Source organism: Massilia sp. P2_C2 (assembly GCF_056404615.1).
Genome location: NZ_JBFUDR010000076.1, coordinates 1 through 21,993, shown reverse-complemented (window position 1 = coordinate 21,993; position 21,993 = coordinate 1). Strand labels below are relative to the sequence as shown.

The 21,993-nt window shown below is 66.9% G+C and carries 21 protein-coding genes, 2 tRNA genes and 1 pseudogene; 14 read left to right on the top strand and 10 right to left on the bottom strand.

Features of this window, described 5'->3' with window-relative positions:
- The first annotated feature begins 1 nt into the window (after window position 1).
- Together AC1DYX_RS11690 and AC1DYX_RS11685 are read left to right on the top strand one after the other, a co-directional pair.
- Window positions 2-80, top strand: a tRNA-Leu gene (locus AC1DYX_RS11690).
- 49 nt (window positions 81-129) lie between these two features.
- Window positions 130-214, top strand: a tRNA-Leu gene (locus AC1DYX_RS11685).
- Between the two features lie 100 nt (window positions 215-314).
- Here the strand turns inward: AC1DYX_RS11685 and AC1DYX_RS11680 are convergent.
- Together AC1DYX_RS11680 and cueR are read right to left on the bottom strand one after the other, a co-directional pair.
- Window positions 315-1,202 (bottom strand): alpha/beta hydrolase, encoded by an 888-nt coding sequence (locus tag AC1DYX_RS11680; RefSeq protein ID WP_477258972.1) that lies wholly within the window; start codon window positions 1,200-1,202, stop codon window positions 315-317.
- Window positions 1,203-1,262: 60 nt separating this feature from the next.
- On the bottom strand, window positions 1,263-1,661 hold the full coding sequence (gene cueR, locus AC1DYX_RS11675; RefSeq protein WP_477258971.1) for a Cu(I)-responsive transcriptional regulator: 399 nt from the start codon (window positions 1,659-1,661) through the stop codon (window positions 1,263-1,265).
- Between the two features lie 101 nt (window positions 1,662-1,762).
- Here cueR and AC1DYX_RS11670 point away from each other — a divergent pair, with 101 nt between their 5' ends.
- Window positions 1,763-1,966 carry a hypothetical protein gene (locus tag AC1DYX_RS11670; protein ID WP_477258970.1) on the top strand — a complete coding sequence of 68 codons (204 nt, stop codon included), beginning with the start codon at window positions 1,763-1,765 and terminating at the stop codon, window positions 1,964-1,966.
- A 73-nt stretch (window positions 1,967-2,039) separates the two neighbouring features.
- Window positions 2,040-2,594, top strand: coding sequence for a phasin family protein (locus tag AC1DYX_RS11665; RefSeq protein ID WP_477258969.1), 555 nt, complete (start codon window positions 2,040-2,042; stop codon window positions 2,592-2,594).
- A 25-nt stretch (window positions 2,595-2,619) separates the two neighbouring features.
- Here AC1DYX_RS11665 and tssA read toward each other — a convergent pair whose 3' ends face one another.
- Window positions 2,620-3,606 (bottom strand): type VI secretion system protein TssA, encoded by a 987-nt coding sequence (gene tssA / locus AC1DYX_RS11660; RefSeq protein ID WP_477258968.1) that lies wholly within the window; start codon window positions 3,604-3,606, stop codon window positions 2,620-2,622.
- 10 nt (window positions 3,607-3,616) lie between these two features.
- Window positions 3,617-4,162 (bottom strand): annotated as a pseudogene (locus AC1DYX_RS11655) (AAA family ATPase); the annotation flags it as partial.
- Window positions 4,163-4,222: 60 nt separating this feature from the next.
- Between AC1DYX_RS11655 and AC1DYX_RS11650 the strand changes: the two are divergent.
- The 3 genes from AC1DYX_RS11650 to AC1DYX_RS11640 all read left to right on the top strand — a co-directional run bounded on the left by AC1DYX_RS11650 (window position 4,223) and on the right by AC1DYX_RS11640 (window position 9,241).
- On the top strand, window positions 4,223-5,179 hold the full coding sequence (locus AC1DYX_RS11650) for a hypothetical protein (RefSeq protein WP_477258967.1): 957 nt from the start codon (window positions 4,223-4,225) through the stop codon (window positions 5,177-5,179).
- A gap of 136 nt (window positions 5,180-5,315) precedes the next feature.
- On the top strand, window positions 5,316-6,971 hold the full coding sequence (locus AC1DYX_RS11645; RefSeq protein ID WP_477258974.1) for a VRR-NUC domain-containing protein: 1,656 nt from the start codon (window positions 5,316-5,318) through the stop codon (window positions 6,969-6,971).
- Window positions 6,968-9,241 carry an ATP-dependent DNA helicase gene (locus AC1DYX_RS11640; RefSeq protein ID WP_477258966.1) on the top strand — a complete coding sequence of 758 codons (2,274 nt, stop codon included), beginning with the start codon at window positions 6,968-6,970 and terminating at the stop codon, window positions 9,239-9,241. The genes AC1DYX_RS11645 and AC1DYX_RS11640 overlap by 4 nt, the downstream gene beginning before the upstream one ends.
- Here the strand turns inward: AC1DYX_RS11640 and AC1DYX_RS11635 are convergent.
- The 6 genes from AC1DYX_RS11635 to AC1DYX_RS11610 form a co-directional block, all read right to left on the bottom strand.
- Window positions 9,238-9,987, bottom strand: a complete 750-nt coding sequence (locus tag AC1DYX_RS11635) for a LytR/AlgR family response regulator transcription factor (RefSeq protein WP_477258965.1) — start codon at window positions 9,985-9,987, stop codon at window positions 9,238-9,240. The two genes, AC1DYX_RS11640 and AC1DYX_RS11635, sit on opposite strands and share 4 nt — an antisense overlap.
- Before the next feature lie 3 nt (window positions 9,988-9,990).
- The gene (locus tag AC1DYX_RS11630; protein ID WP_477258964.1) at window positions 9,991-11,100 is read right to left on the bottom strand and encodes a sensor histidine kinase; all 1,110 of its coding nucleotides are present in this window, start codon (window positions 11,098-11,100) and stop codon (window positions 9,991-9,993) included.
- A 10-nt stretch (window positions 11,101-11,110) separates the two neighbouring features.
- The gene (locus AC1DYX_RS11625; protein ID WP_477258963.1) at window positions 11,111-11,809 is read right to left on the bottom strand and encodes a LiaI-LiaF-like domain-containing protein; all 699 of its coding nucleotides are present in this window, start codon (window positions 11,807-11,809) and stop codon (window positions 11,111-11,113) included.
- Complete coding sequence (locus tag AC1DYX_RS11620) at window positions 11,799-12,173, bottom strand: LiaF transmembrane domain-containing protein (protein ID WP_029756818.1); 375 nt, start codon at window positions 12,171-12,173, stop codon at window positions 11,799-11,801. Before AC1DYX_RS11620 ends, AC1DYX_RS11625 begins: the two co-directional genes overlap by 11 nt.
- Before the next feature lie 187 nt (window positions 12,174-12,360).
- On the bottom strand, window positions 12,361-12,531 hold the full coding sequence (locus tag AC1DYX_RS11615; protein WP_477258962.1) for a hypothetical protein: 171 nt from the start codon (window positions 12,529-12,531) through the stop codon (window positions 12,361-12,363).
- A 64-nt stretch (window positions 12,532-12,595) separates the two neighbouring features.
- Entirely contained in the window at window positions 12,596-12,763 is a 168-nt protein-coding gene (locus AC1DYX_RS11610; RefSeq protein ID WP_477258961.1) for a hypothetical protein, read from the bottom strand.
- Between the two features lie 422 nt (window positions 12,764-13,185).
- Between AC1DYX_RS11610 and AC1DYX_RS11605 the strand changes: the two genes are divergently transcribed.
- The 7 genes from AC1DYX_RS11605 to AC1DYX_RS11575 form a co-directional block, all read left to right on the top strand.
- Window positions 13,186-14,172: an N-acetylmuramoyl-L-alanine amidase-like domain-containing protein gene (locus AC1DYX_RS11605; RefSeq protein WP_477258960.1), complete on the top strand. Its 987-nt coding sequence runs from the start codon at window positions 13,186-13,188 to the stop codon at window positions 14,170-14,172.
- Between the two features lie 433 nt (window positions 14,173-14,605).
- Entirely contained in the window at window positions 14,606-16,588 is a 1,983-nt protein-coding gene (locus AC1DYX_RS11600) for a polysaccharide biosynthesis protein (RefSeq protein WP_477258959.1), read from the top strand.
- 44 nt (window positions 16,589-16,632) lie between these two features.
- Complete coding sequence (locus tag AC1DYX_RS11595; protein WP_477258958.1) at window positions 16,633-17,961, top strand: nucleotide sugar dehydrogenase; 1,329 nt, start codon at window positions 16,633-16,635, stop codon at window positions 17,959-17,961.
- A 9-nt stretch (window positions 17,962-17,970) separates the two neighbouring features.
- Window positions 17,971-19,032, top strand: coding sequence for a Gfo/Idh/MocA family protein (locus AC1DYX_RS11590; protein WP_477258957.1), 1,062 nt, complete (start codon window positions 17,971-17,973; stop codon window positions 19,030-19,032).
- 1 nt (window position 19,033) lies between these two features.
- Entirely contained in the window at window positions 19,034-19,639 is a 606-nt protein-coding gene (locus tag AC1DYX_RS11585) for an acyltransferase (RefSeq protein ID WP_477258956.1), read from the top strand.
- 28 nt (window positions 19,640-19,667) lie between these two features.
- Complete coding sequence (locus AC1DYX_RS11580; protein ID WP_477258955.1) at window positions 19,668-20,807, top strand: DegT/DnrJ/EryC1/StrS family aminotransferase; 1,140 nt, start codon at window positions 19,668-19,670, stop codon at window positions 20,805-20,807.
- 29 nt (window positions 20,808-20,836) lie between these two features.
- A partial coding sequence (locus AC1DYX_RS11575) for a lipopolysaccharide biosynthesis protein (protein ID WP_477258973.1) occupies window positions 20,837-21,993 on the top strand: 1,157 nt, incomplete at its 3' end.

Here is a 21,993-nt window from a genome sequence, read left to right as displayed (position 1 = left end):
CGTGGCGGAATTGGTAGACGCGCATGGTTCAGGTCCATGTGCCGCGAGGTGTGGGGGTTCGAGTCCCTCCGTGGGCACCAAATGCTACCCYGYAGTTTGTAATACSTTTGATGTTTTGAAGTTTGGAATGCCCACGTGGCGGAATTGGTAGACGCGCATGGTTCAGGTCCATGTGCCGCGAGGTGTGGGGGTTCGAGTCCCTCCGTGGGCACCAAAAGCTACCTGGTCGATGACGGCCACCAGGAAACTGGCGCAAAACGCCGCAATCTTTGCAAAAGGATTGCGGCGTTTTGCGTTGTAACCGCCCTCTTCCTTCAACGCCCGGCGGCAACCGCCAGCGGATCCAGGTGCCGCGCCAGGAACGCGCCGACGCGCCGCTCGTAGTCCTCGGGCGTGAACGCATGCAGGTCCACGTGCGCGGCGCCATCCACGATCCACAGGTCCTTCGGCTGCGCGGCGGCGGCGAACACGCGCTGTGTCTCGGGCAGCGTCGTGTACAGGTCGGCACTCCCGGCCGCAATCAATACTGGCGCCTTCAGCTCGCCGACGTGCGCGATCGGGTGCAGCGCATCCGGCCGGATGCCCAGGCGCAGCGGCAACTGCCATAGCAGCAGGGCCGACAGCGGCCCGCCCGCAGGCCCGAGCCGCGTGCGCAACCGGTCCGCGACCGCTTCTTCGATCGTCGGATACATCGATTCGAGCACGACCGCGTCCACCGGCGGGCAATCGCGGCACAGCACGAGCGACGCCGCGCCCAGCGACACCCCGATCACGCCGATGCGCTGCCCCGGCGCACGCCGCCGCAATTCCGCCAGCGCGGCCCGCACCCCATCCGCCTCGCGCAGCCCGAACGTATTGTGCGGTGCCGTGCTGGCGCCCTGCCCCGGCAGGTCGATCAGCAGCACGGCATAGCCCTGCGCATGCAGGAAACGGGCGCGCGCGGCCATCTGGCGGCGATCGCTGTGATTGCCATGCAGCAGCAACACGGCCCCGTTGCCGCGGCCCGGCAGGAAGGAACCGGCCACGCGCTGGTCCGGCGCCGCGCGCAGCAGCACATCCTCCGCGCCAAGACCCGGCAGCGGCACCGGATGCGGCTCGACCGCGATCAACGACGAGCCGACCGCCCAGACAGTGCCGGCGCCCAGCAGGGTGGCGACGGCAAGCCCGGTCAGGCAGGCGGACAACGAAAGACGAAAAGGCATGACAGATGGCTGGGCGGTCGGAAACTCAGCCATTACACCGCAAACCCGCCGTCCGGTCCATCAATCCGCGGCGAGGTCGTCGAGGATCGGGCAATGGGACCGCGCGTCGCCGTGGCAGGAAGTGGCCAGCGCGGCCAACGTGCGTTTCATCGCTTGCAGCGCCGCGATCTTGCGGTCCAGCTCGTCGATATGGGCGAGCGCCAAACGGCGTAYGTCGGCGCTGGCCCGGTCCTTGTCGCGCCACAGGGCCAGCAGGTCGGCGATCTGGTCGAGCGAAAAGCCCAGCGCGCGACTGCGGTGGATGAATTGCAGCACCCGCACGTCGTCCGCGCCGTAGAGCCGGTAGCCGGCCTCCGTGCGCCGCGCCGGCGGCAACAGGCCGATCGCCTCGTAGTGGCGCACCATCTTGGCCGTCACGCCCGACGCCCGGGCCGCTTCACCGATATTGAGAGTTTCCATGCTCCATTCCTCGCCGATAGGTGGCCAGCATACACCTTCCCACGATGGCAAGGTCAAACTCGGCTTGACTTGCCGCGCCAAGCGGTTAAGCTCGGCGGACCATGAAAAACCTCGTCCCGCTTGCAACGGCCATCGCGCTGGCCTGCCCCATCGTGCTGAACGCGGCGCCGGCGCCCTGGTATCACTGGCGCAGCAAGAGCACGAACGCGCTCGCCTGCTCGCAGACACCGCTGGGCGAGGGCTGGGTGCGCGCCGACGGGCCCTATCGAGATGCCCGTTGCGAAAAACCCTTGCCTGCTAAATAATTGAACCGCATCAACGCAAGATCGAGAAGTAGTACGACCGGGTCGCCATAGTTTCCTAACTGAGGAGAAATCGATGTTCAACAACCCCGAGCAATTCGCATCCGCCACCAAGACGCTGTTCGACCTGCAGATGCAGACCTTCAATGCCCTGGCCAGCAAGGCCGTGCAGGGCGTCGAGCAGGTCGTGGCGCTGAACCTGGCGACCGCCAAGCAATCGCTGGAAAACTCGTTGGAGACCGGCCGCCAGCTCAGCCAGGCACAGGATCCGAAGGCCGCGATCGATACCCTGTCCTCGCGCGTGCAGCCGGGCGTCACGGAAGCGGCGGCTTATGGCGATCAGCTCAAGCAGATCATCGGCGACATCAAGTCGGAATTCGAGCAGGCTGCCGACACCCACCTGGCCGAAGCGAAGAACACGCTGTCGGCGCTGATCTACGACGTCACGCAGAACGTCAAGCCGGGCCAGGAAAACGCGGTCGAGATCATCAAGGCCGCCATCGAGAACGCGTTCAAGGGCTATGAGCAGGTGACGCTATCGACGCGCGAGGCCATGCGCCGCGTCGAGGAACAGGTCGAGCGGGCGACCGACCAACTGAAGGCCGCCCAGTCGCAGCAGCAGCCGCATTGAGTAGGGTGGGCACCGTGTGCCCACCCTACCGGCCGACGCCCAGCATCTCCTCGATGTGGGCGAACGCCGCGTCGTCCTTGACGACCGACCGCAACCACACGTGCAAGGGCTGCTCGCCCCAGTGCGCAGCCTTGTCGGCCAGGTAGGCGACGGGGCTGTGCGGCTCCGTGCGGCGGAAATAGTCCGCCACTGCGCGCAACTGCGCCAGCGCCTGGGCGCGCGACTGCAACGGACCGCCGGCCGGCACGGCCGCCATCTCCGCTTCGACCACCACGACGGCGCCCTCGTCGGCCCGGGCCGGCGTCGCCGCTGCAATCTCTTTCAATGCCGGCTTGATGAACAGGACCAGGCTTTCCAGCCCCGAGCGCGCCGCGCTGAAACTGGGACCGTCCGCGCCCAGCACGGCGTCGACACTGGCCTCCAGCCGGTCGATCGCTTGTGCGCAATGCTCGCAGTCGCGCATCAGGTTCGTGTAGAACGCCGTCGACGTGCGCTGGCGCGCCGCGTCCAGCTTCGCCAACGCCTCGCCGCCCTGCATGCGCGCGACGTCGAAGTCGCGCAGCGCATGCCCGTCCGGCCCCTCGGTCAGCGCCACGCCGCGCAGCCATGGCGCAATGCGCCCGGCCAGCCAGGCAAGGTTGCCGATGCGCCGCTCCATGCCATCCTCGTCCGGCAGCGGATACAGGCCGTCCCAGTAGCGTTCGCACAGCAGCGCCGTCAGCAGCAGGCTGTCGCCGAGCGCGCGCAGGCCCAGCGTGCGCACGCTGGCCTCGGCCAGCCACACGGCCAGCTGCAGGTCCTTGCTGCGCTTTTCGATCAACTGGGCGCACTGGCGCGCGACGAACTTCCAGTCCGCTTCCTTCAGTTCCGTGACCCAGGCGCCCTGCTCCAGCGACGGATCGTCGGCCTGGCGCGCGCGAGAAATGGCATCGATCTCGCTGGAAAACGCGAGGTCCTCGCCGCAGGGCCGGCCCGCACTGACCGGCACGAGCAACCGTTCCAGGTTCTGCATGGCGGCCTCCTCACGCCGGTTCGACGACATACTTGATCTTGCCGGCCTTCGTCGCGCCGACCTTCACCCGCGCTATCGCCCCGCCTTCGGCCATGCGCGCCAGCACCGCGTCCGCAATCTCGGGCAGCAGCGTCCCGTTCAGGATCGTGTCGACGTTGCGCGCGCCGGAATCGACTTCCGTGCAGCGCGCCAGCACGGCCGCCACGAGCGCGTCGTCGTAGTCGAAGCGCGCATTGTGATTGGCGGCCACGCGCTGCCCGATGCGGTCCAGTTTCAGGCGGATGATGTCGGCGAGGACGGTATCGTCGATCGGGTAAAACGGCACGACCGTCAACCGGCCCAGCAAGGCCGGCTTGAAATGCTTCATCAGGGCGGGCCGGATCAGTTCCGCCAGCTGGTCCGGCGTCGGGCGCTCGTCCGGCGCCTTGTTCAGGCACGCCTGCATGATCTGGCTTGAGGCCGCGTTGGACGTCAGGATGATGATCGTGTTACGGAAGTCGATCTGGCGACCTTCCGCATCGTCCAGCACGCCCTTGTCGAACACCTGGAAGATCAGCATCGGCTTCTCCGGTTTGTTTCTAATTGGAACTAGCTTTCAAATCTTAGGAGTAACGCGGTGCGCCCTACAGATGAAAATCAACCCGGCTCCAGACGTCCCAACCTGATGTCGTCGTCACGCCGGACGACCGGCGACATCAATATCCTCGCCTTGCTGGACGGCCAGGTGCCCGGCCGCCGGCCGCGCGCGCTGCCGGCCGCGTTGCGCTACGGCGCGGCCGGTGTGCTGGCCTGCACCCTCCTTGCCACGCTGGTCTGGCTCGTCCAGGACGACACGCCCGCCCGCGACGCCGGGAAGGACGACGCGGCACAGGCGTCGCTGCATCCAGGTAGCGCCGGCCCGGCAGCGCATCCTGCGGGCGCGACCGCGACACGCGATACGCGGCCCGCCGGCGCGCACGATGTGGAATTGATCGTCACGCAGCGTGACGACCTGCTTCCGGCGAGCGACAGCATGTCGGCCGGCGTGCCCGGCACGCACATGGCGCCGACCGCGAAGACATCGGCCTCGACGGCGCCGGGACCGGCATCGCCCCCGATGCCGCTGCGGATGCCGCCACAGACGCCGCCGACAGCGACGACGCCCCCAAGAACCGTCGCTTCATCCGGCCTGCCCGTGAACGCAACCACGCGCGGCGCCGTCATCATCGATATGCCGCAGCCGGCGCCCACCGCCGCCACGGCGCGCCCCGCGACACCCGCCCATGCGGCCGCCGGCCTGGCGGCGACATATGTCCAACCGGCCGCCGACAGTCACGCGGCGACACGCACGACGGCGCAAGCCACGCCGCCGGCCAGGGCGCCGTCGCTGGGGCGTACCGGACCGCCGACATCGCACCGGAAACGTGGCGCTGCAGCAACCAGGACAACGACGCCATCCGCCGTTGACACGGACGTGGCCGTGATTTCGGCCATCCTGCAGCACACCGCTGCCCGCAGCGAGGCCACGAATACCGCGCCTCCGCCCGCCTGCGCTGACAACGCCTGCGCCACGCGCTTGCCATCCAGGCAATAGATAGACAAAAGCACAAGCCTGTCGGCGTGGCGGTGGTACGGGTGCCACGCCCGACGTTGCCGTGGCCCAAAACTGCTGGGCCATCGCCGTCCGCACCGTTATACTGTACAAAAGCACAGTTGGCGGCGGTATGACGATGATCAGGGTCCTGGAAAACGAGTTTTATTATCTGGATAACTTCCAGCGCGTGCTGGACTGGATCGCCGAGCGCTACGCCGACCTGCTGATCGAGGAAGAGCACGCATTCATCGCTTGCTTTCCCCGGCTGTCGCAGCCGGCCCGTGCCCTGTTCGTCCGGATGGTGATGCGCAAGGGAACGCTATTCCGGGCAAGCAAGCTCAACTATGCCGAGATCGGTTGCCCGCGCGCGGCGGCGCATGCCCTGCTGCCCAGCGGCTGGATCGAGTCCGATCCCGTGCTGACGCTCGACGAACTGTTCGCCCTGCTCGCCAAGCCGGAACTGGTCGCAGCCTTCGGCCTGACGGGCGCCCACAAGACCGTACGCAAGCCCGAGCAACTGGAAATGCTGCGCGCCGATCCCCTGCACGCCGGCGGGCGCCCGTTTTCGCAGTGGTATGCCGGTTGCGACGACGTCGTGCTGCGCCTGTGCGTGCAGCCGCTGTGCGACCGCCTGCGCCTCATGTTTTTCGGCAACCTGAGCCAGGACTGGACGGAATTCGTGCTGTCCGACCTCGGCCTGTTCCGGTACGAGCGGGTCGAGTTCTCGCCGGCCTCGCGCGGCTTTCGGGCGCGCCAGGACATCGATCATTACCTGGAACTGCATGCCTGCAAGGAGCGCTACCATGCCGGCGAACCGGCACTGGACGTGCTGGCCGACCTGCCCCGCCACGCGTTCGGCAACGACTGGCTCGAGAGCCGCCGGGAGCGCCTGCTGTTCCAGCTTGGCCAACTGCTCGAAAAGGAGAAGGACTGGGACAACGCGTACGCCGTGTACGCGGACTGCCGCTACCCGGGCGCGCGTGGCCGCGCCATCCGGGTGCTGGAAAAACACGAGAAGTTCGACGCCGCCCATGCCTTGTTCGAGACGGCGCAACAGGCGCCGGAAAGCGAGGCGGAACGCCAGCACCTGCTGCGCATCGGCCCGCGCCTGGCACGCAAGCTGGGCCATCCGAAAAGCCCCGCGCGGCGCACGACGCCGGCCGCCCGGCTCGACCTGAACCTGCCGCTGCCGGGCGGCGAATGGCGCGTGGAAGGCGTCGTGCTGGAGCATCTGACGCGCACCGACGCGCCCGTGTTCTACGTCGAAAACACGCTGGCCAACACGCTGTTCGGCCTGCTGTGCTGGCGCGCCGTCTTCGCGGCCATTCCCGGGGCCTTCTTCCACCCGTTCCACCGCGGTCCGGCCGACTTGTACGCGGCCGACTTCTACCAGCGCCGCAAGGGCGATTTCGACGCCTGTCTCGCGCTGCTGGACGATGGCCGCCACCGCGCCGCCATCCTCGCGACGTGGGAAGAGAAGGCCGGCCTGCAATCGCCATTCGTCGCGTGGGACTGGCTCGACCGCGACATCATCGAACTGGCACTCGACTGCATTCCGGCCGCGCACCTGAAGCTGTGGTTCCACCGCATCCTGCAGGACGTGAAGGAAAACCGCACGGGCTTCCCCGACCTGATCCAGTTCTGGCCGGGCGAACGGCGCTACGACATGATCGAGGTGAAGGGTCCGGGCGATCGCCTGCAGGACAACCAGCTGCGCTGGATCGACTATTGCGCCACGCACGGCATGCCGGTCACGGTGTGCTATCTGCAGTGGGAGCAGGCCGCCGCATGACGGCCGCCGCGCGCTACGTCGTCGCCGTGCGTGCCCTGTGCGAGTTCACGGCCAAACAGGGTGACCTCGACCTGCGCTTCACGCCCTCGCCCTCGGCGCAGGAAGGCATCGCCGGCCACGCCGTGGTGGCCTCGCGGCGCGGCGACAACTACCGCAGCGAAGTGACGCTCGAAGGCGACTGGGGGCCGCTGCACGTGCGCGGGCGCGCGGACGGCTACGACCCGGACCGCAACCTGCTCGAAGAAGTGAAGACGTACCGCGGCCAGTTCACGGCCATCCCCGGCAACCACCGGCACCTGGCCTGGGCCCAGTTGCGCGTCTACGGCCACCTGCTGTGCGTGCAGCTCGGGCTGCAAGAAGTCAACCTGGCGCTGGTCTACTTCGACATTGGCAGCCAGCAGGAGACCATGCTGCACGAGACGCGGACAAGGGCCGAACTCGCGGCGCTGTTCGAGGACCAGTGCCGCCGCTTCGTCGCCTGGGCCGAACGCGAGCTCGCGCACCGCACGGCACGCGACACGGCGTTGACCGCGCTGCGCTTCCCGCACGCCGACTTCCGTCCCGGCCAGCGCCAGCTGGCGGAAGCCATCTTCCGGGTCAACGCGAACCAACGCTGCCTGCTGGCCCAGGCGCCGACCGGCATCGGCAAGACCGTCGGCACGCTGTTCCCGGTCCTGAAGGCGGCGCCCGGCCAGGATCTCGACAAGATCTTCGTCCTGGCCGCCAAGACGCCGGGACGCCAGCTTGCGCTGGACGCCGCGGCCACGCTGAAGTCGGGCGGCACGGTGCCGCTGCGCGTGCTCGAACTGAGCGCGCGCGACAAGGCATGCGAGCATCCGGACAAGGCCTGCCACGGCGATTCCTGTCCGCTCGCGCAAGGGTTCTATGATCGCCTGCCGGCCGCGCGCGAAGCTGCGACGAACGCGGACATGCTCGACCGCGCCACGCTGCGCGAGATCGGCCTCGCGCACGACGTCTGTCCGTACTACCTCGGCAGCGAGATGGTGCGCTGGAGCGACGTCGTCGTGGGCGACTACAACTACTGGTTCGACGGCGGCGCCATGCTGTACGCGCTGGCGCTGGAGCGTGGCTGGAAGGTCAGCGTGCTGGCCGACGAGGCCCACAACCTGGTGGCGCGGGCGCGCTCGATGTACACGGCCACGCTGGAACGGACGGACCTGCGGGCCGCGCGCGCGGTCGCCCCGCCCGCGCTGCACAAACCGCTCGACAAGGTCAAACGCGCATGGACGGACGTCGGCAAGTCCGCCCCCCTGCCCTACCAGGTGCTGGATGCCCCGCCCGACAAATTCCTGAACGCGCTGCAGGGCGCGGCCAGCGCCATCACGGAACACCTGGCCGCGGTCGCGCTGCCGCTCGACCCTGCGCTGCAGGATTTCTATTTCGCCGCGCTGCAATTCGGCCGCCTGGCCGAGTCGTTCGGCGAGCACTCGCTGTTCGACGTCTCGCGCGGGAACGAGCGCAAGAACGAGCGCAATACGACCCTGTGCATCCGCAACGTCGTGCCGGCGCCCTTCCTCGGCCCGCGCTTCGCGTATGCCCATTCGACGACGCTGTTCTCGGCCACCTTGAGCCCCTGGCATTACTTCGCCGACCTGCTGGGCATGCCGGCCGACACGGCGTGGATCGACGTCGATTCACCGTTTTCCGCGGGCCAGCTGGACGTGCACGTGGCGCACGGCATCTCGACCCGCTACCAGCAGCGCGCCGGCTCGCTCGCGCCGATCGCCACGCTGATGGCGGAGCAGTACCACACGCGACCGGGGAACTATCTCGCCTTCTTTTCCAGCTTCGAGTACCTGCAGCAGGTTGCGGACCGCTTCGAGCGCGAGCACCCGGACATCCCCGTTTGGCACCAGGCGCGCCGCATGAGCGAGCCGGAACGGGTGGATTTCCTCGCGCGCTTCGTCGCCGGCGGCCGCGGCATCGGCTTCGCGGTGCTGGGCGGCTCGTTCGGCGAAGGCGTCGACCTGCCGGGCGACCGCCTCATCGGCGCCTTCGTCGCCACCCTGGGGCTGCCCCAGGTGAACCCCGTCAACGAGCAGCTGCGCCAGCGCATGCAGGCGATGTTCGGCGCCGGCTACGACTACACGTACCTGTATCCCGGCATGCAGAAAGTGGTGCAGGCGGCCGGCCGCGTGATCCGCACGGAACAGGACCGCGGCGTCGTCTGGCTGATCGACGACCGCTTCGCGCGGCCGGACGTGCAGGCGCTGCTGCCTGCGTGGTGGCATGTGGGCGCGGCCGCTTAACGCAGAAGGTCGCGCACCTTCTGGTAGCCGCTGCGGCTGATCGGCACGCGCGCGCCGGACTTCAGCACGGCGCAATGGCCATCCTTGCCGGTCGGTTCGATGCGCGCAATGGCGCCCAGGTTGACGATGTACGAGCGGTGCACGCGCAGGAAGGCGTGCGGATCCAGCTGGTTTTCCAGTTCGGCCATGCGCTGGTTCTTCAGCCACGTACGGCCGTCGGCGTAAAAGGCCACGTAGTCGTCCTGCGCCTCGACGTATTCGATGCGCGCGACGGGAAGCACCTGCACGCGCGCGCCGTCGCGGATCAGTACGCGCTCGAGCGGCTGGTGGCGCGCCTGCGCCTCGCTCACCAACGCCCGCATCGCCGCATCGCCCTGCCCGGCCGGTGCCGGCGCGGCCAGCCGTGCGCGTGCGTGCGCGAGCGCCTGCGCGAGGCGCTCGCGCGTGAACGGCTTGAGCAGATAGTCGAGCGCATGCACGTCGAAGGCGCGCAGCGCGAACTGGTCGTAGGCCGTCACGAACATGTAGTGCGTCTGCGTACCTGCCAGCTCGACGACTTCGAAGCCGTCCAGCCGGGGCATCTGGATGTCGAGGAAGGCGAGATCGGGCGCCAGCTCCGCGATCGCCTTCACGGCCTCGAAGCCGTTCGCGCATTCGCCGACGATCTCCACGTCGGCATGGCTGCCCAGGTGTTCGCGCAGCACGGCGCGCGCCAGGGGTTCGTCGTCCACGATGATCACACGCATGCGTCAGACTCCTTCGGGTTCGGTGATGGAATGCGGCGCGTCGGCCGTGACCGCGGGCAGCGTCAGCTCCACGATGAAGCGGTGGTCGCGACACTCCCAGCGCGCGCTGGCTTCGTGCCCGTACGCCGCCGCCAGGCGCTGGCGTACATTGGCGAGTCCCAGGCCTGTGCCGCGCGCATGGTTCGTGCCATCGACGGCACTGTCGGGGTCGACGTCGTTTTCCACGCGGATGCGCAGCAGCGATCCGGCGCGCGCCGCCTCGATGCGCACGAGGCCGGGGTCGACCATCTGCCCGATGCCGTGCTTGACGGCGTTTTCCACGAGCGGCTGCAATAGCATAGGCGGCAACAGGCAGCCCGCCGCCGCAGGATCGATGGCCGCCTCGAAACGCAGGCGGTCGCCGAAGCGTACCTGTTCGATCGCGACGAAGTGGCGCACGAGCTGCAGCTCCCGCGCCAGCGTGACCATGCTGTCCGCCCGGAGGCTCAGCGTGAGACGGAAGAATTCGGCCAGCTGCACGGTCATGTCGCGCGCGCCGGCGGGGTCGAGCGACGTCAGCGCACTGATCGAATTCAGGCTGTTGAACAGGAAATGCGGATCGACCTGGGTACGCAGCATGCGCAGCTCGGCATCCTGGGCCGTCAGCTTCATCTGCAGCCGCTGGGTCTCCAGCTGGCGCACACGCTCGGACTCGATCACCAGGTAGTGCACGGCAGCCGCCAGGCCGTACAGGATGACGCCCAGGCCGAACATGGATGCCAGTACAGGATGACTCGCAACCGGCGCGTACTCGCCGGGCGCCAGTGCCGCCAGCAGACTGTTCCAGGCGGCACCCAGCGCGCACCACAGCGCGGCCACGCAGGCCGCCGGCATGCCGACGCCCGCGGCGATCACCAGCGGACGCCGCCGGTCCAACGGGTAGGCGCGGCACACGTAGTAGGCGGAAAAGCCGGTGGCAAACGCGTACACGTAGACCAGCGGCACGGCGAACACCAGGCTCGCGCCCCAGCCGGCGCCGCCGACCGCCAGCATGGCCGCCAGCAGCAGGCCGAGCATCAGCCAGGCCAGCAGGTACAACAGCGCGGCGCGCCAGCTGGCGAAGATCCCGTGCACCGGCGTCCTCTCAGTTGCGGATTTCGACGCCGCCCATGATGGCGTAGCCGGTGATGACGAGGCGCTTGCTGCCGTCCGGCGGCGTGGCCGTCTTTTCCGCGAAGCCACCCATCACGGGCGTGCCGTTCAGGACGACGGTCCAGTCGGGCGGCACCTTGATGTTGATGCCGCCCCAGATGGTGAAGACGTTGATCACGGCTTCCTTGACGATCGAGGCCTCGCGCAGGTCGAGCGCGCAGCCGCCCATCACGGCCGTGATCTCGCCGCCGCGGAAATCCTGCGTGCTGACGCGGCGCTCGAAGCCGCCGAGGACCGCGACGATGTCGATGACGTTTTCCGGACTCGCCCCCTCCGCGCCCCCGGGCCGCGCCACCCGCCCCGGGCCCAGCGAGCGAAACAGCACGAGGCCGCCGAGCGCGATCATCACGAGGGGCCATAGCGTCCCCCAGCTGATGTAAAAGAATCCCATGCGGCCGAGGACCATCAGCACACCAATGACGATCAGCACGCCGCCCATGTAGTTGCCGCTGCGCGGGCCGTTGCCGAGCAGGGCCGCGCAGCCGGCCACGATGAACAGAAGGGGCCAGAAGCCGATCGCGTGACGGATGTTCAGGATGTCCAGGTTATCGAGCAGGAACAGGATGCCCATGCCCACGACGAGCAGGCCCAGCACGACCTGGTTCGTGGCGCGGTTCGTCTCATTTGCCATGGCCGTTCTCCCCCTTCTGGCCGAAACGGCGCTCGGCGATCGGCCGGATCGCCATCGTGGCGCCGCTGATGATGATGAACAGGGGCCAGCTGTTGCCGAACGTGAGCCCCCACAGGTGCTCGAGCACGGCGAACAGCCACAGACCGATGAACACGGTCCACAGACCGTTGGAAAATTCGCGGGCGCTCGGATAGCCGATGGTCTGGTTGATGCCCACCACGACCAGCAGCAGCGGCGCATAGTGCCACAGCGAGCGGATGTCGAACACATCCATCTGGTCCAGCAGGAAGGCCACGCCCAGCCCCACCAGGACCAGGCCCCACAACACCTGGCGCCGCAGGTGGTAGGAAGCTTCGCTATTCATGTTACCTCCGGGTTGTCGTTGAATCGTAATGGCGACACGATAACGGAGACGGTGCGGCGGCGGAAGCGCTTTTCGGCCAACGGCGGCGCGGTGCCGGTGAATGGCGCGGGCGGATACGAAAAAGCCCGCCATGTCTCCATGGCGGGCTCTTTGGGAAGCGTCGGTACGGCAGCGGATCAGTCCGTGATCACGCGGCCACTTCGGCGCGCGGGCGCAGGCCTTTCTGCTGGTTGCGGTACTTGGCCCGCGCGGCCGCGATCTTCAGGGCTTCGCGCGCGACGTTCATCTTGCGGATTTCCTGGCGTTCCTTCTTGCCGCGGTGCTGGGCGATGTGTTTGCTGCCAATCTTGGCGGTCATATGATTCTCCTGGTCGTGACGGTGGTACTGCGATGGGCGTGCGCGCAGGGCGGGCGCGATCCGGTCAGGAGCGGGAAGTGTTGATCCTGTCGTCCGACGGCATCAAGAGGCCCCACCCCAGCTGGCGGCGGATTTCTTCCGGTGTCGGTGGCGGGGTCGTGTCTTTCGAGCGACGCTCGAGGTATTCGCGCACGAGATGCTTGGGGGGATGGCTCGTCGTATTGTTGTACATGGCAACCTCCGCTTCCGGTGAGGCCGGAGCAATCGCGGCATCGATGGCCACGGCATGCGCCGGCGTGGAAATCTGGTGCCGGTCCTCGAGGCGACCGGCTGACCTGTCGAGATGGTTGGTCTCCTGCGGAAGATCGCTGGTGCCTCACTCGACGCCTCCATCGTATCGAGACCAGCCGGGTGGGGACCGTTAGGTGCCGCACACTGTGCGTCTACTTGAGATTTCGTCCTACAAGTCCCCTTCAACAAGACCTACGAAGGGCATGAAGGCGGTGCGTGCGCAGGCCTTTCGGGCAGCGGCGGCACTGGCGTCGGCATCGATGGCAACATGCGTTTTGACCTTGGCGGCTGTCATGAAAAAAATTCATTTTGAAAATTTAACCTTGTCACGTTAGCTTAGCGTTTTGTCCTCGAAAGAACCCGATGCGCTTCGCGCTTCTTTTCCCCATCGTGGCCGCCGTCCTCGCCGCCGGCTGCGCCAGTCCTCCCGCCACACCGCCCCTCGCGATCGCCGCAGGCACCGTTCCGACCGCGCAGGCCGCGGCCGACGAACAGCTCGACACGATCCTGGCGCAGCCTCTGTACCGCATGCAGCCCGTCGAAGCGGGCCGCTACATCGCCTGGGTGCACGAGGCCGAACCCGACCTGCGCAAGCGCATCGCCGCAATCGGCCGCAAGAACATCGGCCAGCCCTACCGCCTGAACCTGCTGGGCGAGTTCCCTTTCCAGGTTCACGACGACCTGCCGATGTTCAGCCTGGACCATAGCGATTGCGTCGTGTTCGTGGAGCACACGTACGCGATGGCCCTGTCGCAATCATGGGATGAATTTTTCTGGATGCTGCAGCGCATCCGCTACCGCGACGGCATCATCGGTGTAGCCACGCGCAACCACTACACGGAAATGGACTGGAACATCGCCAACCGCTGGCTCGTCACCGACATCAGCGCCGACCTGGCAGGCCCGGACGCTCCGGCCTACACGATGACGATCGACCGCGCCCGCTTCCTCAGGACACGGCACCACACGGAAACCGGCATCCCCGTGGAGACGAGCCGCCAGGCCTTCGTGCCGAAGGAGCGGGTGGCGGCGATCGCGGACCGGTTGCGCGAAGGTGACCTCGTCAACGTGATCTCCACGCGCGACGGCGCCTGGTTCGCCTCGCACGTGGGCCTTGTCGTACTGGGCGCGGATGGCGAGCGCCACTTCCTCCATTCGTCCGATCCGCAGGTGCGCGAGGAAACTTTCGAGTCCTTCATCGCCCGCGCCGCCGCGCGCGAGGAACGCAACCGCCAGGAAGGGAAGCATGGCCAGAAACTGGCCGGCTTCAAGTTCCTGCGCCTGAACGACGACATCGTGGTGCCGCCGATGGCACCGCAGCCGCGCCCGGGCCAGCCGGCCGGCGCCTGAGCCTTTCGACCGGCATTGCGCCGCGGTGCCGGTCCCGCTTCCTCTCCGGCTCGACGCCGAACACTTCCTTCCTTCTTTTTGCACCTCTGCATTTCTTGGAATTACTCTAATTCCCTCCAGCCATTTCCACAAAACATATTCCCGAATTCAATTTCCCATTTCTATTTTCGTATCTTTCTCGCCAAATTCCGTTTAGGCGGTTGAGCATGGTCAAACCCGCAATTCATATACACCGAGATAATAAACTTACTCAGCAATACTAAATCCAATTGGCGGCACACTCCATTCATCGACAGATCACCCGAGAAACAAAAGCGCACGCCCGATAAGCCGTTTTATTTTGACCAGCGGATATTCATCTTTACCAACTCACGCGCGTTTCAGAATCATGATCAAGTCAAATCAAGCGCTTATCGGGCGATTTTGCTCCAGAATGGTTTCCCTGCATCGCACGACGAAAATCGCGCTGATGGTCACGGCTGATCTGATCGCATTGCCTTTCTGCTTTCTGATCGCGATGTTGCTGCGCGGCGGCGATCTGAAACTGGCCTCCCATTTCGGACCAGCCTCCTACATTTTCGTGGCAGTGGTCACGATCGCGGCCTTTTCCGTTTCCGATTTGTACCGCGCAGTCATCCGCTTCATCGACCAGCGCTTATTGAGCGTCACCGGCATCGCCCTGGCAATCTCCATTTTATGTGCTTATGCCGTCACGTTCTCGATCGGGGAAGAAAATTTCCCCCGCAGCGCATTGGCCATTTACTGGTTCATCGTTTTTTCCTATGTCATCGCATCGCGTATCGGCGTGCGCAATTTCCTGCGCAACCAGCAGAGCGGCCGGCGCGGCGCCACGGAAGTGGTCGCCATCTATGGTGCCGGCGAGGCCGGGGCGCGGCTGGCGCTGGCCATGCGCAACAGCGACGAATACCGCCCGGTATGCTTTTTCGACGACAAGCGCGCGCTGAACGAGCGCAACATCGGCGGCCTGCGCGTGTTCCACACGGACCGCCTGGTGGAGCTGGCAGGCACGATGTGCATCCGCTCGATCGTGATCGCCCTCCCGTCCGTGTCGCCGGAACGCCTGCGCGACATCATGCAGCGGCTGGCCCAGACCGGCATCAGCACCAAGATCCTCAGTCGCCTCGTCGACCTGGCCGACGACAAGGCCACGCCGCGCGAGAGCATCCGCGACCTGAAATTCGAAGACCTGCTCGGACGACCGCCCGTACCGCCGCGGCTGGACCTGTTCGCCCRCTGCGTGCGCGGCAAGACCGTCCTCGTCACCGGCGCCGGAGGATCGATCGGCAGCGAGCTGTGCCGCCAGATCGTCACCCTGGGCCCGAGCCGGCTGCACCTGCTCGATCACTCCGAGTTTGCGTTGTACACGGTCCGCCAGGAACTGGCCACCCGCTTCCCCGACATCCCCGTGGAGGCCCACCTGGGCTCCGTCTGCAATGCCGATCTCGTGGAGCGGATCCTGCGCGCGGGCCCGGTCCAGACGATCTACCACGCGGCCGCGTACAAGCACGTCCCCCTCGTGGAGACGAACATCGTCGAAGGACTGCGCAACAACGTGCTGGGCGCCCAGGTGATCGCGACACAGGCGGCCAGGCACGGCGTCGAGACCTGCGTGCTGATCTCGAGCGACAAGGCGGTGCGTCCGACCAACATCATGGGCGCCAGCAAGCGCATCGCGGAACTGATCTTCCAGGCCGCCGCGGCCAGGCATGGTGCAGGTAACGGCGCAGACACGACGTTCTGCATGGTCCGCTTCGGCAACGTGCTCGGTTCGTCGGGCTCCGTGATTCCGCTGTTCCAGCGCCAGATCGAGCGCGGCGGCCCACTGACGATCACGCATCCGGAGGTCTCGCGCTATTTCATGCTGATCCCCGAGGCGGCCCAGCTGGTGATCCAGGCCGGCGCCATGGCCAAGGGCGGCGACGTATTCGTGCTCGACATGGGCGAACCGGTGCGCATCGTCGATCTGGCACGCACRCTGATCGCCCTGTCCGGCCTGACGGAAAAGTCGCCGCAGAATCCCGGTGGCGATATCGAGATCCGCTACGTCGGCCTGTTCCCCGGCGAGAAGCTGCACGAGGAGTTGCTGACGGACGGGGTCGTCTTCCCCAGCGAGCATCCGCGCATCATGCGCATGAAGGAAAACGCGTTGCGCCCTGGCGTGCTGGACACCTTCATCACCTGCCTGATGATGGCCTGCGAGACCCATGAGCGGCCCATGATCGAGGCGATGGTCAAGGCCATCGTCACGGAATACGACCCTGCCCGGCCCACCGTGGAACCGGTCGCCGCCGTGCCCGCCGCGACCACAGCCACGACCGCGACGGCGCCGGCGACACTCGCGGCACCGCACCCGCGCCTGGGACTGATCAAGAAATTCGTGCCGTTCCGGATCTGACGGCGGCCCTTCCCCTTCCATCCACTCGTCTGGCGAGGACACACATGCGTGACGAAAGCAAACCGGCTCAACTCGAACGGCTCACCACCCGGCTGCGTGAGCGCACCGCCGTCATCGGCATCATCGGCCTCGGCTATGTCGGCCTGCCGCTGACGCTGCGCTACGCCGAGGCCGGTTTCCGCGTGCTCGGCATCGACATCGACGGCGGCAAGGTCGAGCGCCTGAACCGCGGGGAAAGCTATATCAACCATATCGCGGCTGCCGACATCGCCCGCGCGCGCGACCACGGCTTCGAAGCCACCACCGACTTCACGCGCACGGGCGAACCGGATGCCCTGATCATCTGCGTGCCCACGCCCCTCAATGCCTACCGCGAGCCGGACCTGTCGTTCGTGCTCGACACGACGGACGCACTGCTGCCCTTCATGCGGCCCGGGCAGGTAATGTCGCTGGAAAGCACCACCTATCCCGGCACGACGGACGAGGAACTCAAGCCGCGCCTGGAATCGCGCGGGTTCATGATCGGGCGCGACGTTTTCCTCGTGTTCTCGCCCGAACGCGAAGACCCCGGCAATCCCGATTACCACACCCGTACGATCCCGAAAATCTGTGGCGGCGTCACACCGGCCTGCCTGGAAGCCGGGATCGCGCTGTACAGCCCGGCGATCGACCGTGTCGTGCCCGTCAGCTCGACCCGCGCGGCCGAGCTGACCAAGCTGCTGGAAAACATCCACCGCGCCGTCAACATCGGCCTCGTGAACGAGATGAAGATCATCGCCGACCGCATGCGCATCGACATCCACGAAGTGATCCGCGCGGCCGCCACCAAGCCGTTCGGCTTCACGCCATACTATCCAGGCCCGGGCCTGGGCGGCCATTGCATTCCGATCGACCCGTTCTACCTGACGTGGAAGGCGCGCGAGTACGGGCTGCACACCCGCTTCATCGAGCTCGCCGGCGAAATCAACAGCGACATGCCGCACTGGGTCGTGGGCAAGCTGGCGGACGCGCTGAACCAGCGCGGCAAAGCCGTCATGGGCAGCCGCGTGCTGGTACTGGGCATCGCCTACAAGAAGGACGTGGAGGACATGCGCGAGTCGCCGTCCGTCGAACTGATGGAAATCCTGCGCGACAAGGGTGCCGTCGTCGATTATGCCGACCCGCATGTCCCGGTCTTCCCGCGCATGCGCGAGCATCGTTTCGACCTCCGCAGCGTCGAACTCACGCCCCAGCGCATCGCATCCTATGACGTGGTACTGCTGGCCACGGCGCACAGCGCCTTCGACTACGAACTGGTGCGCCAGTACGCCAGCCTGATCGTGGACACCCGCGGCGTCTACCAGGCGCCGCTGCCGAACGTCGTCAAGGCCTGAGGAGCTCCCATGCGCCAGTATCCCGCTCCCATCACGGACCGCAAGATCCGCTTCGCGCTGGTCGGCTGCGGCCGCATCGCCGCCAACCATTTCGATGCGTTGCGCCAGCACCAGGACCGCGCCCAGCTCGTCGGCGTCTGCGACGTCGACCCGCGCGCGCTCGACCGCGCCGTCAGCGCCACCGGGGCCACTGCGTATTCCAGCCTGGAAACGATGTTGCGCGACTGCGACGCCGACGCCTTCACCGTCACCACGCCGTCCGGACTGCATCCCGAGCAAGCTATCCGCATCGCCCAGGCCGGCCGCCACGTGATCACGGAAAAGCCGATGGCCACGCGCTGGGAAGACGGCAAGCGCATGGTGGCGGCGGCCGATGCGGCCGGCGTGCGCCTGTTCGTCGTCAAGCAGAACCGCCGCAACGCCACGCTGCAACTGCTCAAGCGCGCCGTCGACAAGAAGCGCTTCGGCCGCATCTACATGGTCAACCTGAACGTATTCTGGACCCGCCCTCCCGAGTATTACCAAAGCGCCGGCTGGCGCGGCACCTGGGAATTCGACGGCGGCGCCTTCATGAACCAGGCCAGTCACTACGTCGACCTGATCGACTGGATCGTCGGTCCGGTCGAAAGCCTGCAGGCCTATACGGCCACGCTGGCGCGCGACATCGAAGTGGAGGACACGGGAGTCATCAGCGTGCGCTGGCGCAATGGCGCGCTCGGTTCCATGAACGTGACGATGCTCACCTATCCGCGCAACCTCGAAGGCTCGATCACCGTGCTGGGCGAACATGGAACGGTGCGCATCGGTGGCGTGGCCGTCAACGAGATCCAGCAATGGGAATTCGCCACACCGGACCCCGACGACGCGCTCGTGACGGACGCCAGCTACCAGACGACGTCCGTGTACGGCTTCGGTCATCCGCTGTACTACGACAACGTGATCCGCGTGCTGCGCGGCGAGGCCGAGCCGGAAACGGATGGACGCGAAGGCCTGAAATCGCTGGAAGTGCTGGTTGCCGCCTATATGTCCGCGCGCGACGGCCGCCGCGTCGCCCTGCCGCTGGAGTACTGACATGCGCATCGATGACAACCAGGCCATCCATCCCAGCGCCATCGTCGATGCCGGCGCCGTGCTCGGGCCAGGCACCCGCGTCTGGCACTTCACGCATGTATGCGGCGGCGCCCGCATCGGCGCGGGCTGTTCGCTGGGACAGAACGTGTTCGTGGGCAACGATGTCGTGATCGGGAACGGCGTCAAGATCCAGAACAACGTGTCCGTGTACGACGCCGTGACGCTCGAGGACGAAGTGTTCTGCGGCCCCAGCATGGTGTTCACGAACGTTTACAACCCGCGCGCCGGCATTGTCCGCAAGGACCAGTACCGCCGCACCGTCGTCCGGCGCGGTGCGAGCATCGGCGCCAACGCCACGATCGTGTGCGGCGTGACGGTCGGCCGCTACGCCTTCGTGGGTGCCGGCGCCGTCGTCAAGCGCGACGTGCCCGACTTCGCCCTCATGGCCGGCGTGCCGGCGCGCCAGATCGGCTGGATCGGCCGCTTCGGCGAACGCCTGCCATTGCCGCTGTCCGGCGACGCCGAGGCCACCTGTCCCCACACGGGCGACGTCTACCTGCTACGCGACGGTGTCTGCACCCTCGTCGCGGCGCCCCATCAACCCTGACCACGCATTGCCGACCCCGGCCACCACCATGGAATTCATCGATCTCAAGTCACAGTACCAGGCTGCGCGCGACGTCATCGGCCAGCGCATCCAGGCCGTGCTCGACCACGGCCAATACATCATGGGGCCGGAAGTCGGCGAACTCGAGGCGCGCCTGGCCGCATACACGGGCGCCCGCCACTGCGTCACCGTCGCCTCGGGCACGGAAGCGCTGCTGATCGCCTTGATGGCGCTGGGAATCCGGCCCGGTGACGAGATCGTCACGACGCCCTTCACGTTCATCGCCACGGCCGAGGTCATCGTGCTGCTGGGTGCCGTCCCGGTGTTCGTCGACGTGGACGCCCGCACCGGCAACCTCGACCCGGCTCTCGTCGAGGCGAGCATCGGTGCGCGCACGCGCGCCATCATGCCCGTCTCGCTGTACGGGACGCCCGCCGACATGGACGAGATCAATGCGATCGCCGCCCGCCATGGGGTGGCCGTCATCGAGGATGCCGCGCAGAGTTTCGGCGCCGACTACCGGGGCCGCAAGAGCTGCAACCTGTCCACGATCGGTTGCACGAGCTTCTTCCCCAGCAAGCCACTTGGCTGCTATGGCGATGGCGGCGCCCTGTTCACGAGCGACGACGACCTGGCGCGCGCCATGCGCGAGATCCGCGTACATGGCCAGAGCCGGCGCTACGTCCACACGCGCGTCGGCGTCGGCGGCCGCATGGACACGCTGCAATGCGCGATCGTGCTGGCCAAGCTCGGCCTGTTCGACTGGGAACTGGCACAGCGCCGACGCGCGGCCGCCACCTACGACGCCTTGTTGAAAGGTAAAGTCGACCTCGTCGCCCGCGGGGCCGACCGCACCAGCGTCTTTGCCCAGTACACCGTGCTGGTCGAACGGCGCGCCGACGTGCAGCGCGTCCTGCAGGACGCCGGCATCCCGACTGCCGTCCATTATCCCGTGCCGGTCCACATGCAACCGGCGTACGCGCACCTGGCCGGAGGCGCGACGTGCCCGGTGGCGCGGGCGCTGGCCGACCGGGTCATGAGCCTGCCAATGGGTCCCTATCTGCCGGACGAGGACATCCACCGGGTATGCGCGGCGCTGCTGAAAGCGGCCGGCATGGCGGCCGACGCGCCATCCCCCGGGTTCGCAACGCCGGCCGTGTCGGTATGAGTTCACCCGGCTTCTGGAGACACGTGGCGATGGTCCTGGGCGGCGCACTCGGCGCCCAGGCCCTGCCCCTGCTGGCCGCACCGCTGATCACGCGGATGTGCACGCCCAGCGAGATGGGTGCCTTTTCGGTGTGGCTCGGCGTCGTCGCCGTGTCCGCCATCGCCGCCACCCTGCGTCTCGAGACCGCCATGATCCTCGACCACGAACCGGAACAGCAGCGCGTCTGCTTTTCCGTCGTGTTCCATTCGGCCAGCGCGACGGCGCTGCTCGTCTCACTTTGCGCGCTGCTGGCGCACGCACTCGGGCTCGCCGTGCTGAGCGCCCAGTCCTGGGGCGCGCTGCTGCTCATCGGTGTCGGCACGTGGCTCACGGCCTATACGCAGACGACGCTGGCCTACGCGACGTCGCACAAGGCATTTGGGAAGGCGGCGCGCGCCAAGGTCTGGGGTGCCGCCACCATCGCGCTCACCCAGGTGCTGCTGCTGGCCGTGGGCGCCGGCGAGGCGGGCCTGCTGGCCGGCCAGTTGATCGGTCTGGCCGCCGGCCTCGCCGCCGCAACGCTGCTGCTGCACCCGCCGCGTCCGCGCGTTGCGCTGCGCCTGGACCACGCCGCATGGAGCTACCTGCACCGGCACCAGAAATTCTGGCGCTTCTCGCTGCCATCCAACCTGCTCAATGCCTTCTGCGCCCAGATGCCCCTGTTCCTGATCGGCATGCGTCATGGCGCGGTGGCCGCCGGCCTATACGCCCTCACGCAGCGCGTGCTGGCCGCCCCGGTGTCGCTGCTGGCGGCCTCCGTGCTGGAAGTGTTCAAGCGCGAGTCCGTGCACGAATTCCAGACGCACGGCCACTGCAGCCACGCCTACCGCTACACGTTCAAGGCCCTGTCGATGCTGGGGGCGGGGCCGGCGCTGGTGCTGCTGCTGTTCTCTCCCGGGCTGTTCGCGTGGGTGTTCGGCGCATCCTGGCGCCCCGCCGGCGAGCTGGCGCAGATCCTTGCACCCTTGTGCTTCCTGAATTTCATCGCCAGCCCGCTCAGCTATGTGTTCTTTGTCGCGGGCAAGCAGCAGATCGACCTCATCTGGCAAGTCACACTGTTCCTGACGACGTTGTGCGCCTTCCTGATGCCGGGCACGTTGCAGCAGAACGTGCTGTGGTACGCGATCAGCTATTCGGTGCTCTACCT

What these genes read in the sequence shown, in the direction of transcription:
- AC1DYX_RS11680 (WP_477258972.1), bottom strand. Translation starts at nt 1,202, where the DNA reads ATGCCTTTTCGTCTTTCGTTGTCCGCCTGCCTGACCGGGCTTGCCGTC.
- AC1DYX_RS11670 (WP_477258970.1), top strand. Translation starts at nt 1,763, where the DNA reads ATGAAAAACCTCGTCCCGCTTGCAACGGCCATCGCGCTGGCCTGCCCC.
- AC1DYX_RS11665 (WP_477258969.1), top strand. Translation starts at nt 2,040, where the DNA reads ATGTTCAACAACCCCGAGCAATTCGCATCCGCCACCAAGACGCTGTTC.
- tssA (WP_477258968.1), bottom strand. Translation starts at nt 3,606, where the DNA reads ATGCAGAACCTGGAACGGTTGCTCGTGCCGGTCAGTGCGGGCCGGCCC.
- AC1DYX_RS11645 (WP_477258974.1), top strand. Translation starts at nt 5,316, where the DNA reads ATGATCAGGGTCCTGGAAAACGAGTTTTATTATCTGGATAACTTCCAG.
- AC1DYX_RS11640 (WP_477258966.1), top strand. Translation starts at nt 6,968, where the DNA reads ATGACGGCCGCCGCGCGCTACGTCGTCGCCGTGCGTGCCCTGTGCGAG.
- AC1DYX_RS11635 (WP_477258965.1), bottom strand. Translation starts at nt 9,987, where the DNA reads ATGCGTGTGATCATCGTGGACGACGAACCCCTGGCGCGCGCCGTGCTG.
- AC1DYX_RS11625 (WP_477258963.1), bottom strand. Translation starts at nt 11,809, where the DNA reads ATGGCAAATGAGACGAACCGCGCCACGAACCAGGTCGTGCTGGGCCTG.
- AC1DYX_RS11620 (WP_029756818.1), bottom strand. Translation starts at nt 12,173, where the DNA reads ATGAATAGCGAAGCTTCCTACCACCTGCGGCGCCAGGTGTTGTGGGGC.
- AC1DYX_RS11615 (WP_477258962.1), bottom strand. Translation starts at nt 12,531, where the DNA reads ATGACCGCCAAGATTGGCAGCAAACACATCGCCCAGCACCGCGGCAAG.
- AC1DYX_RS11610 (WP_477258961.1), bottom strand. Translation starts at nt 12,763, where the DNA reads ATGTACAACAATACGACGAGCCATCCCCCCAAGCATCTCGTGCGCGAA.
- AC1DYX_RS11605 (WP_477258960.1), top strand. Translation starts at nt 13,186, where the DNA reads ATGCGCTTCGCGCTTCTTTTCCCCATCGTGGCCGCCGTCCTCGCCGCC.
- AC1DYX_RS11595 (WP_477258958.1), top strand. Translation starts at nt 16,633, where the DNA reads ATGCGTGACGAAAGCAAACCGGCTCAACTCGAACGGCTCACCACCCGG.
- AC1DYX_RS11590 (WP_477258957.1), top strand. Translation starts at nt 17,971, where the DNA reads ATGCGCCAGTATCCCGCTCCCATCACGGACCGCAAGATCCGCTTCGCG.
- AC1DYX_RS11585 (WP_477258956.1), top strand. Translation starts at nt 19,034, where the DNA reads ATGCGCATCGATGACAACCAGGCCATCCATCCCAGCGCCATCGTCGAT.
- AC1DYX_RS11580 (WP_477258955.1), top strand. Translation starts at nt 19,668, where the DNA reads ATGGAATTCATCGATCTCAAGTCACAGTACCAGGCTGCGCGCGACGTC.